General features: G+C 37.7%; 10 protein-coding genes and 1 tRNA gene. 4 read left to right on the top strand and 7 right to left on the bottom strand.

The genetic code is table 11. The annotated features are described in order from the left end of the window. Positions 1-141: 141 nt before the first annotated feature. Together bamD and KKC91_04410 are read right to left on the bottom strand one after the other, a co-directional pair. A complete protein-coding gene (gene bamD / locus KKC91_04415) occupies positions 142-1,041 on the bottom strand; it encodes an outer membrane protein assembly factor BamD (protein ID MBU0477793.1) in 900 nt (299 codons plus the stop codon). 56 nt (positions 1,042-1,097) lie between these two features. Continuing rightward, positions 1,098-1,925 carry a hypothetical protein gene (locus KKC91_04410; GenBank protein ID MBU0477792.1) on the bottom strand — a complete coding sequence of 276 codons (828 nt, stop codon included), beginning with the start codon at positions 1,923-1,925 and terminating at the stop codon, positions 1,098-1,100. Between the two features lie 54 nt (positions 1,926-1,979). On the opposite strand from KKC91_04410, the gene KKC91_04405 reads away from it, so the two are divergent. The 4 genes from KKC91_04405 (at position 1,980) to gatC (ending at position 3,950) form a co-directional block, all read left to right on the top strand. Then, a tRNA-Glu gene (locus KKC91_04405) sits at positions 1,980-2,052 on the top strand. Between the two features lie 104 nt (positions 2,053-2,156). Further along, positions 2,157-2,996, top strand: coding sequence for a sugar phosphate isomerase/epimerase (locus KKC91_04400; protein ID MBU0477791.1), 840 nt, complete (start codon positions 2,157-2,159; stop codon positions 2,994-2,996). A gap of 43 nt (positions 2,997-3,039) precedes the next feature. Then, positions 3,040-3,654 (top strand): HNH endonuclease, encoded by a 615-nt coding sequence (locus KKC91_04395; protein ID MBU0477790.1) that lies wholly within the window; start codon positions 3,040-3,042, stop codon positions 3,652-3,654. Positions 3,655-3,656: 2 nt separating this feature from the next. Continuing rightward, positions 3,657-3,950 carry an Asp-tRNA(Asn)/Glu-tRNA(Gln) amidotransferase subunit GatC gene (gene gatC / locus KKC91_04390; protein MBU0477789.1) on the top strand — a complete coding sequence of 98 codons (294 nt, stop codon included), beginning with the start codon at positions 3,657-3,659 and terminating at the stop codon, positions 3,948-3,950. Here gatC and KKC91_04385 read toward each other — a convergent pair. Genes KKC91_04385 through dnaN form a run of 5 tightly spaced genes read right to left on the bottom strand, consistent with a single transcriptional unit; the run spans position 3,940 to position 10,841 of the window. After that, a complete protein-coding gene (locus tag KKC91_04385) occupies positions 3,940-5,571 on the bottom strand; it encodes a Na/Pi cotransporter family protein (protein MBU0477788.1) in 1,632 nt (543 codons plus the stop codon). The two genes, gatC and KKC91_04385, sit on opposite strands and share 11 nt — an antisense overlap. Continuing rightward, a complete protein-coding gene (argH, locus tag KKC91_04380; GenBank protein MBU0477787.1) occupies positions 5,568-6,941 on the bottom strand; it encodes an argininosuccinate lyase in 1,374 nt (457 codons plus the stop codon). The genes KKC91_04385 and argH overlap by 4 nt, the downstream gene beginning before the upstream one ends. 15 nt (positions 6,942-6,956) lie before the next feature. After that, the gene (gene gyrB, locus KKC91_04375) at positions 6,957-9,365 is read right to left on the bottom strand and encodes a DNA topoisomerase (ATP-hydrolyzing) subunit B (GenBank protein ID MBU0477786.1); all 2,409 of its coding nucleotides are present in this window, start codon (positions 9,363-9,365) and stop codon (positions 6,957-6,959) included. A gap of 46 nt (positions 9,366-9,411) precedes the next feature. Then, complete coding sequence (locus KKC91_04370) at positions 9,412-9,753, bottom strand: DUF721 domain-containing protein (protein ID MBU0477785.1); 342 nt, start codon at positions 9,751-9,753, stop codon at positions 9,412-9,414. Then, a complete protein-coding gene (dnaN, locus tag KKC91_04365) occupies positions 9,726-10,841 on the bottom strand; it encodes a DNA polymerase III subunit beta (protein ID MBU0477784.1) in 1,116 nt (371 codons plus the stop codon). Before dnaN ends, KKC91_04370 begins: the two co-directional genes overlap by 28 nt. Positions 10,842-10,867: the final 26 nt, after the last annotated feature.

The raw sequence follows: 10,867 nt of genomic DNA, 5'->3' as shown, positions 1-10,867 counted from the left end.
TCGTTCTTAAACATTGGCACATAGATAGAGCTTATTCCAGCGCCTCTTATTGTGCTGGGAGTATATCCACACCCTGCTAAGACAATAGGAATTAAAAATACAATTAAAATTTTAGGGGTTGAAAACCCCTTAGTCATCTTCTCATTCATTCTTGCCTTCCTTAGTTTGTATCTCTTTCAGCTTTTTCTCTGCAAGAACAGCCCATTTACTGAAAGAGTATGTTTTTAATACCTGTTTGTAATAAATTTCTGCAGCTCCCTTGTTGTTTTGCTTATTATAAAACTCTGCTATTTCATAATCCTTCTGTGCTTTTATATCTTGAAGCTCTCTGATCTTACGCTCTGCCAGAGAACAAAGATTACTGTCGGGAAATGATTCAGCAAACTTGGCAAGTTTGTCCATTGCTGCGCCTGTAGAGCTCTGGTCATAAGAAGAACTGCTTGAGGGAGCAATAGAGCAAACTGCTATCCAATAATAGGCATCGTCCATCCAGACACTATTAGGATAATTACTTATAAGTTTTCTAAACTCCTTTGCAGCTTCTTCCAGCTTACCCTCCCTTTGATAACAAAGTCCTATTCTATATTGAAACTCATCAGCATTTTTTGAGAATGGCATGTTCTTTAGAACCATACTGTATACTATGACAGCTTTTTCGTATCCTTTTTTATTTTTACGCATAGTAGGATTTGCAAAAAAGTAATTAGCAATCCTCTTCTGTATATTCGTAATCATCTTTAATTTATCCGGGGAGCGATAACCGTCTATTGCCTTCTGGTATTCTTTTGCTGCTGTTAAATACTCGTGTTGATCATAATAATATTGAGCTACTCTGATCTGTGACTCTTCTGCAAAGGGACTGTTTTTATAAAATTTTAGGAGCTTTTTGTGCTCCGCAAGATACTTCTTGGGCTTTTTATCTTTAAAGCTTTCTGCATATTCGAATTGTTCTTTTGGAGAACCTTTATGACTAGCTAACACAGGAATCGCAGTAGTAAAGATAAAAATTGGGACAATAACAACACTAAATATCTTGTTCATCTTTTACTTATGTATCCCATATCTGTGTGGATTCTATCAGAATAATTGAATTTATGTCAACTGTCTGTGCTGGCATATTTCTTTATCATGTATTTCTTCCAACCTGTTTCCATTGATGAAAAAGATTTGAATGCCTTACCATATGCTCCCCGAAATGCTTCATAGGATGAAGCGCCCTGCTTTAATAGAGAGATCATTTTTACATAACAGGCTCTATTCAAAACAACAAAAAGATACTCAACCAATCCCGCTGAGGCTCCATAAAACAACTCGGCTCTACCCTCTGGCGCCTTTTCATACTTAATTAAGTCGTCAAGTTTTATATAGTCATTGCTTTTCATATTTCTTGCTGCTATTGTTTTTAAGCTCTTTCCCTTATCTTTTTGCTCATATACTGCCAGCCCTTCATTCAGCCAAAGAGGGATATTGGCTTTAGCGCCCATCATCTGCATAAATACCAGATGTGTAATTTCATGCGGAAGTATATTGGAAAAAAGGTTTGTTGCGCCTTCATACAAGTAGATTGCTCTATGGGTAATAGGCCCATGACTGACCATTCCTGCAGTTCCACCTGACCAGCCTGGCTGTCCTGTTTCTTTTACATATTCAAAATGATTCTTGTATAAAACAATAATTGCCTTTGTCTTCCATGAGGCAAATTTACTAACTCCTGAATGCCCTATAACGCGCTCTGCCACAACTTCAGCCCTTTTAGCTAAATAAGCAGCTTTTTCCCTGCTATAAGAATATACAATAAAATGTTTCGATACATACTTGTAAGAAGGAAGTTTAGCTTGGCTAAAAGGCGCAGCAGCCTGTGCCATATAGGACAGGCCTGCAACCATTATTACACAAATAAAAAATAGGACAATAGCTTTTCTCATTTCTGCTTGACTTAAGATAATCTGGTATGCTACATTGCGATTTGCTCCAAGGATGTCCTCATCGTCTAGTGGCCTAGGACTGTAGGTTTTCGACCTACCAACGGGGGTTCGATTCCCCCTGAGGACGCTGGGATTCAATTTTTCGCCTCTCCTTTCTTTCCCTATTGACTGCGTAACTTGTCTCAGTATATATTGTAGACTGAATTTTAAATTAAACACAGGATAGTAGCAATGAAAATCTCATTAATGACCTATAAGCACACTAAGGAGCTGTTTACTGATTTAGATGCTCTTTGTAACTTTTTAGACACCATAAAATCGTATGGCATTACAGGAGTGGAGCCTATGTTCCTGGAAGCGGAGGATTTCTATCTCAATCATGACTTATTGCATGAAGTTTTAGAAGAAATACTGAAGAGAAGCATGTGCATTCCTAATATTGACCTTATTGTCAACCATCTAAAACCCGGAGGTTTTGAGGAGGCATGTGAAAAAACAAGAACAATGATTAACTCTGCTTCTGTTTTAAAACCTGCTCTTGTCATGACTAATGGGAACAGGTTGCCTGAAGATATGTGCCCTGAAGAGGCAAGGAAACTTGTTGCTCTTTCTATTGATAAGGCAATTGAAGCTGGGAAAAAGCACGATTTAGACATTGCTACTGAGGCATTTGGTATCTCTTATGATATTATGTCAACATCTGATATGCTTGAAGACATATTCTCTATGCTAAAAAACTCTCCGCTGTATTTTGTGGCAGATTCAGCCAATTCATGCTATGGGGGAGAATCTTCTGTAGTTGCACTTGAGAAATTCTGGGATATATTAAGACACGTGCATGTAAAAGATATAAAGGAAACACAAGAAGGCACCGGTTATCCTGCAAAAGGAGATAATAGGTGGCTGGGACAAGCTGAACTAGGAACAGGAATCGCAGGAGTAAAAGAATTCGCAGCGTTTCTAAAAAGTCGCTCCTATAATGGCTGGTATTCCCTTGAGACCTACTGGACTGACAGTCTGGAGATTGTCGGAAAATATGCAAATACACTGAAACAACTACTTTCTAATTAAAACACTCTAGGGTATAATAATCAAAAACGCACAGGGATAAAGAATGTTGGATGCAAATGTACTGGTGTTAAACAGATTGTGGCAGGCCGTAAACATATGTACGGCAAGGAGAGCTTTCTCTTTGCTTTATACAGGCCAGGCTCAGGTAATTGATGTTGAAGAGGGAAAGTTTAGTGCCTTTAATTTCGAAGATTGGAAGGATCTGTCAGCCTCGTTTGAAAAGTATGAGGAAGTTGTACACACCATTTCCCTTACAATAAGGATCCCAAAAGTCATACTATTGCTGCTCTATGATAAATTACCCTGCTCATCTATAAAATTTAATAGAAAAAATATTTACCAAAGGGATAAAAATGTATGTCAGTATTGTGGTCGAAAGTTTGACATTATGAACCTCAATATAGACCATGTAATTCCTAAAGTGCTTGGAGGAAAAAGCGTGTGGACAAATGTAGTTTGTTCCTGCACGAACTGCAATCTCCGCAAAGGAGGAAGAACTCCCGAGCAGGCTGGAATGAAACTAATTCAGGCTCCAAAAGAGCCTAGGTGGCAATATCTTGTGCACTTTAATATAAAAACTATGCATCATGAAAGCTGGAAGCATTTTGTTGACACAGCATATTGGAACACAGAGCTTGAAAGCGATGAGGATAAATAATTATGCTAAAGATATCAAAAAAAAATGTTGAATATGTAGCAAGACTTGCGAGATTAAAATTACGAGAAACAGAAAAAGAGGAGCATGCTGAACAGTTAAACAAAATCCTCGGATATATGGACAAACTTAACCAGCTTGACACAACTCATATAAAGCCTACGTCTCATGTAGTAGAAATGCAGAAGAACGTGTTCAGAGAAGATGCTGCAACGCCTTCCATCCCTGTTGACAATGCCCTTCAAAACGCACCCGATAAAAAAGATAGTTTTTTCAGAGTACCTAAGGTTATTGCGTAGGTGTGGTACTATCCCACTGAAGACCGCCAATAACAGCGTCTGCAACATTATTCAGATGATCGCCTATCTTTTCAAAGTTGCTCAGAAGGTCAAGGAAAATAATTCCTGAAATTATATTGCATGCTCTTTTTCTCAATCTGGACGTATGATTGTTCCCAAATGTCTTTGTTAATTCATTTATCTTTTTTTCTCTGTCCCAGACTTTACGAGCAATTACAGCATCGTTTAACTCCAGCGCGCTGATTGTATCCTCCAGCATTGCTGTGACTTGCGAATACATCTCTCTTAATTCCTTAATTGCTTTATCACTAAATGGAAGTTTTTTCTCAATCGCTCTTTCTCCAAGTTCTACGAGGTTTTCAGAGATGTCCCCTACGCGCTCTATATCATTAACCGAATGAAGTAACGCGGGTATCTTCTCTGCCATCTCAGAGCTTAAACTTCTCTCGGAAAGCTCAACCAAATAATGTGTTATTGAGCTCTGCAGATTGTCGACCGCATCCTCCTTACTTATGGCATCATGCATCATACCTATGTCTTGTTTGAAGAAACCATCCATTACTCTGTCAACCATTGTCTTAACTATCTCAGTCATTCTTACAAGCTCTTTCCTTACCTGCTCTATTGCTATGGATGGAGTGTTTAACAAGTGCGGTTCCAGAAACTTTGGAGCATAATCAAGAGAGCTATCCCTGCCTGGCACGATTTTCTCTAATAGTCTGGCACAGAACGCTGTAAATGGCAAAAACAACACGGCGATACTAATATTAAAGATCGTATGCGCGTTAGCAATCTGTCTTTCAATATTACCTGCTGTATGGACAACCAGTTGCTTATATAGCGGTAAGATAGAGAGTATTATTATTACACCTACTACCTTAAACATAAGATGAGCCACCGCTGCTCGGCGCGCCCCGACATTAGTCCCAATGCTTGCTAATATCGCAGTTATACATGTTCCAATATTATCTCCAAGCAATAATGGAATCGCTGCATTTATATCAATAAGCCCTCCCATACCAAGCGCCATAGTAAGCCCAACTGTTGCGCTGCTCGACTGAACAACCACGGTTAGAAGCGTACCGGCAAGCACCCCTAAAACAGGTGTCCTGCTAAAATTGATGAGCATTTCTTTTGCTGCCTGGCTATTACTCAAGTGCCGAACAGTATCCGTCATAATACTCAAACCAAGAAACAAAACACCAAATCCAAATATGGCCAGACCTATTTGTTTTGGCACGCGCTTCTTGCAGAAAAAATGCAATGCAAATCCTATTCCAATGACAGGAAGCACATAATGAGTTATTTTGAAAGCAATAATTTGAGCAGTAATTGTTGTTCCTATGTCTGCCCCAAGTATAACGCCCAGAGATTGTCTTAAAGTCATAAGCCCAGCATTAACAAAGCCCACTACCATAACTGTTGTTGCACTGCTTGACTGAATAATACTGGTAATCCCTGCGCCAGCCAGTAATCCGAAAAAAGCCTTATTTGTTATTATGCCCAGTATTTTTCTCATTTTATCTCCAGCTGCTTTCTGGAGAGCGTCACTCATTATGTGAATGCCGTAGAGAAATAACCCGAGTCCGCCAACTGTGCCGAAAATTATGTCTCTTATCATTTAAGCAAATTCTTCGCTTTTTCTATCTGAGCTTTTACATTTTTCAGGCATGTTCCGCCAGGAGAGGACTTGGATTTTATTGATGATTGAAACGATGTAAAATCTATTATATCCTTCAAAAATAGGCTTGAAAAGCCCTTAAATTCTGAATAGGTGAGATCTCGTAAATATTTTTTGTTATCTATGCAGTATCTAACTATCCTGCCGACTAGTTTATGGGCATCTCTGAAAGCCATGCCCTGTCTTACAAGATAATCAGCTATTTCTGTTGCGCATGAAAAATCCATGGATAAAACATTCTCTAATCTCTTACTGTTAAGTTTTATGTTCTCTAAAAGCTTTGCCCCTGCTTTCAGACATATCTTGACTGTTTCGACAGCATCAAACAGAGCTGGCTTGTCTTCCTGCATGTCTCTGTTATATGATAGAGGCAGCGCTTTCATTAACGTAAAAAGTGTAATAAGCGATCCATACACTCTTGCAGTTTTCCCCCTTATCAGTTCAGCAACATCAGGGTTCTTCTTTTGAGGCATCATACTGCTTCCAGTACAAATACTATCATCCAATTCTACGTACCCAAACTCTTCCGAAGAATAGATGACAATATCTTCACATAATCTTGAAAGATGCATCATGAGAATGGCAGAGCAAGATACAAATTCCAGAATAAAATCTCTGTCACTAACTGTATCTATACTGTTTTCTGTAATAGCGGGAAAGCCTAACAGCTTAGCCACGTATTCACGATCAATTTGGAACGAAGTTCCTGCAATTGCGCCTGCGCCCAGAGGCATAATATTCACTCTTTTAAAACAATCTTTGAGTCTGCCCTTATCCCTGTCCAGCATATTAAAGTAAGCCATCAGATAATGCGAAAAAAGAACCGGCTGCGCATGCTGCATATGAGTGAGTCCTGGAATAATAACATCAATGTTTTTCTGTGCTATATTAATAATTGTTTTCTGAAGCCCTTTAATGAGTTCCGATACCTCCGACATTTCATCACGCAGATATAACCTTTCGTCAAGCACAATCTGGTCATTTCTGGACCTTGCTGTGTGGAGTTTGTTGCCAATCTTTCCTGTTTTTTCCACAAGCATGCGCTCAATTGCCATATGTATGTCTTCATCTGCACACGTATATTTAAGCTCTCCTTTGGAAACTTCTTGAAGAATTTCTTTCAGTCCATGCAGTATTTTTTTTGTATCATTCTTGGAGATTACATTAACCTTGCTAAGCATCTTAATGTGGGCAATACTGCCTTGAATGTCATATCTTGCAAGTTTCACATCAACGTCTATTGAGCTAGAGAACTGCTCAATAAATGAATCCTGTGGTTTCCTGAACCTTCCATCCCATGGTTTTTTCATGATATCTCTATATCTCTAAACATCCAAGTTGCTTACTTCCAATGCGTGTTCCAGAATAAACTTCCTTCTTGGTTCCACCTGATCACCCATTAATATTGTAAATATCCTATCTGCTTCTACAGCATCTTCCATGCCCACTTTTAAAAGCGTACGTTCTTTGGGATCCATAGTTGTTTCCCACAGCTGGGACGGGTTCATTTCTCCAAGTCCTTTATAACGCTGTATAATCAAGCCCTTTCTCCCCAATGCCTTTATACTGTCCAGAATCTCATAACCGCTATTTATTTCGTACTCTTTATCTCCTGTGCTAATTCTATATATCGGCTTTTTCTTCCCGCTTTCAGGAAGAAGAGTATCTGAGCTTATGCCTTTCTGCTCTATTCTCTTTAATATATCGCCAATCTGCCTGGATTCGGGAAACTCAGTAATCTCGGCGGTTGTAGGCTCTGCACTCTCAAATATATTAAGCTGCTTTTGTGTCTCATTCTGCTTCTCCTCTAGAGCTGCTAATTCCTTATCCGTGTAAAAATACTGAAATCCCTTAGCTGTACGCACCCTGTATTTTGGAAAGCTATCCGTATTCTTATCCCTTAATTTAAGATAATCTACAAAACTTATTCCTCTACGTTCAAACACTTTTATTAAATTCTCAAGCTGCGCAAGGTCGCTCACTATTGCTTTTAGTTGCATATCTGTGATCTTTCTTTGCTCCTTAAGAATTGTTATTTCTACATCCTTCAGCCCTGAAGAGAGTATAAAATCGTTAAAAGCTTTGTCGCTTTTAAGATATTGCTCTGCCTTTCCCTTTTTAACCTTGTATAATGGAGGCTGTGCAATATAAATATATCCCTTCTCTAACAATGTTGTCATCTGTCTATAAAAGAAGGTAAGCAAAAGCGTCCTGATATGTGCTCCGTCTATATCAGCGTCTGTCATAATTATTATTTTATGGTATCTTGCTTTTTCTATATCAAAATCCTCCTCCCCAATCCCTGTACCAATGGCTGTAATAAGGGTTCTTATTTCTTCGTTATTTAATATCTTGTCTAATCTCGCCTTTTCTACATTTAGAATCTTCCCTTTTAATGGCAATATTGCCTGAAAAACCCTGTCCCTGCCCTGCTTTGCAGAACCGCCAGCAGAATCTCCTTCAACTATATATATTTCACAAAGCGCAGGGGACTTCTCCGAACAATCTGCCAGTTTCCCTGGAAGCGCTAAAGAATCAAGTGCTCCCTTTCTACGGGTTAACTCTCTTGCTTTCCTAGCAGCATCTCTTGCCCTGGCAGCAAGAATAGACTTTTCTAAAATCTTTCTTGCTATCACAGGATTCTCTTCCAGAAAGTTCTTGACCTCCTCGCTTACCACAGAGTCCATTATGCCTCTAACCTCTGCATTGCCAAGTTTTGTTTTTGTCTGTCCCTCAAACTGTGGCTCAGGCAATTTTACACTTATAACAGCCACTAATCCCTCTCTTACATCGTTCCCGGACAGAGAAACGCCCTCTTTAAAAAACCCCGATTTACGAGCATAATCGTTCGCAACTCTGGTTAACGCAGATCTAAATCCAGCCAGATGAGTTCCTCCCTCTTGAGTATTTATGCTATTGGCAAATGCAAATATATTTTCCACATAGGTGTCGTTATATTGCATTGCAACTTCCACTTTAATATCATCTCTCTCTTTAGAAAAATATATGGGGTTTTCGTGAAGAGCTATTTTGTTTTCATTAAGATACTTTACAAAAGAAACAATCCCTCCTTCATATTGGAAGATATGTTTTTTATCCTCTCGCTCATCTATTATACTTATCTTTATCCCTCTGTTTAGAAAAGCAAGCTCTCTTAATCTGTTTGATAATATATCAAAATCAAAGTTAATATCTTTAAATATATTAATGTCTGGTTTGAACGTAACTCTTGTTCCTGTATTCTTCGTTTTTCCTATAATTTCTAAAGAACCGACTGGCTTGCCGATTCTAAACTCCTGCTCATATATTCCCCCGTCTCTCTTAACCTCTACCAGCAGCCATTCTGAAAGGGCATTAACAACAGATACGCCTACTCCATGCAGCCCCCCTGAAACCTGATATGCTTTATGATCAAACTTCCCGCCTGCATGAAGCATTGTCATTACCACTTCTACTCCCGACTTCTTATGCTCAGCATGAATATCAACAGGAATTCCCCGTCCATCGTCTATCACTGTAACACTGTTATCCACATGGACAAGAACATCTATTGTTTTACAGTAACCTACAAGCGCTTCATCTATGCTGTTGTCAACAACCTCATACACTAAATGATGCAATCCTCTTGCCCCAGTATCTCCAATATACATACTTGGGCGTTTTCTAACAGCTTCCAACCCCTCTAAAACCTGAATTTCCTGTGCGTTATATCCGCCTTTCTTTATCTTATCCATCAACTCCTCTCCTTATCAGCGCAAATTCCGAAATTTTAATCCTAAATTAGCCATTGCTTAGTCTAATCTTTATCTCCTTTACAAGTGCAAGATCCTGTTTAAATTTCACATTAATACCATTTGCCAAATCCTGTTTCATTAAGCTCAATTCTTGAAGCCATGCTGAGCTATCAACGCTTATATATAAGCTTCCCCTCCTTAATCCGCTCACCTCTACATGCTCCCTACTTTGCTCTCCTAAAGTTTTAGCTATATATTCTCCTATTTTTACTATCTTTTTTTTACTTTCTTTTTCTTTTATCCTAGATATTACATCACTAACAACATTCTTTATATGTTCAGGTCTGGAATACCGTACCACTATATTTTTATTGGCATTATTACACACAGGTAGTTGTCTAAATTTACTTGCCTGATAACCCCTGGATTTTCACTATCTATTAAATCAAAGTAAATTTCATCATCCCCAATATTCTTTAAAACATCTATTATATAATTAGGATTGAATGCTATCGTTAGCTCTTCTCCTTTATAATCTATTTCCATCTCCTCTTGTGCCTGGCCTACTTCAGGTGTTTCTATTGATAAAACCATCACATCTTTCTTAAGATTTAATTTTATATAATTGGTCTTATCATTTATTAAAAGGGCAACTCTCTTTACTGACGTAAGAAATTGTTCAGTATTTAATTTAACCCTCTCCTTATATTTCTTTGGTAGGATCTGATTATAATCAGGGAAATGCCCTTCTATTAGCCTAGACGTTATTATAATATTATCTGTTTCAAAATTAATTTGTTTTTCCCCTATTATAATCTTAATATTTTCCCATTCATCTATAATTCTTGATATCTCATTTATTGTTTTTGATGGAATTATTACCTTTTTTGTGTAATTATTAGGTGCATTTACACTATTAAAGATATATGCCAACCTTTTTCCATCTGTAGTTACAGCTTTTAACAAAGTCTTACTCTTATCCCCTTTCTCTATTTCTAAATAAACTCCATTTAATACATACCTTACTTCATCATGTGACATAGCAAATGCTGTCTTATTTATCATATCCTTAATGACACTTGTGTTTATATTAATACTTTGTTCTTTTGGTGAGCTTGGAAATTTAGGAAATTCGTCTTTTTTAAGACTGTTAATTCGAAATAATATCTTACCGCTTTTTATATTAATTATATTATTTTTTTCCTCTATAATCTCTATTTCCCCTTCGGGTAATTCCTTTACTATATTAGTTAAGTGTCTTGCAGGCAAGGTTATAATACCTTCTTTTATTATATTGCATTTAACAGTATATTTCATCCCTATTTCTAAGTCAGTGGCAAATATTGTAATACTATCTTTCTTAGTTTCTATTAAAATATTCGACAAAATAGGTAATGTTGTTTTAGGGGTTATTGCACCAATAATAATTTGGGTGGCTTTAAGTAAATCCTTTTTTAGACAGCTTATTTTTAACATATTAATTACTCCTTTCATTTATAATA

This window comes from bacterium, assembly GCA_018812485.1.
Taxonomy (GTDB): Bacteria; JAHJDO01; JAHJDO01; order JAHJDO01; family JAHJDO01; genus JAHJDO01.
Note: the sequence above shows the minus strand (reverse complement) of the source record. Positions and strands in the feature narration are given on the sequence as shown.

Bases quoted from the DNA above. Each gene is read 5' to 3' on its own strand.
- bamD (MBU0477793.1), bottom strand. From the start codon at position 1,041: ATGAACAAGATATTTAGTGTTGTTATTGTCCCAATTTTTATCTTTACT.
- KKC91_04410 (MBU0477792.1), bottom strand. From the start codon at position 1,925: ATGAGAAAAGCTATTGTCCTATTTTTTATTTGTGTAATAATGGTTGCA.
- KKC91_04400 (MBU0477791.1), top strand. From the start codon at position 2,157: ATGAAAATCTCATTAATGACCTATAAGCACACTAAGGAGCTGTTTACT.
- KKC91_04395 (MBU0477790.1), top strand. From the start codon at position 3,040: ATGTTGGATGCAAATGTACTGGTGTTAAACAGATTGTGGCAGGCCGTA.
- gatC (MBU0477789.1), top strand. From the start codon at position 3,657: ATGCTAAAGATATCAAAAAAAAATGTTGAATATGTAGCAAGACTTGCG.
- KKC91_04385 (MBU0477788.1), bottom strand. From the start codon at position 5,571: ATGATAAGAGACATAATTTTCGGCACAGTTGGCGGACTCGGGTTATTT.
- argH (MBU0477787.1), bottom strand. From the start codon at position 6,941: ATGAAAAAACCATGGGATGGAAGGTTCAGGAAACCACAGGATTCATTT.
- gyrB (MBU0477786.1), bottom strand. From the start codon at position 9,365: ATGGATAAGATAAAGAAAGGCGGATATAACGCACAGGAAATTCAGGTT.
- dnaN (MBU0477784.1), bottom strand. From the start codon at position 10,841: ATGTTAAAAATAAGCTGTCTAAAAAAGGATTTACTTAAAGCCACCCAA.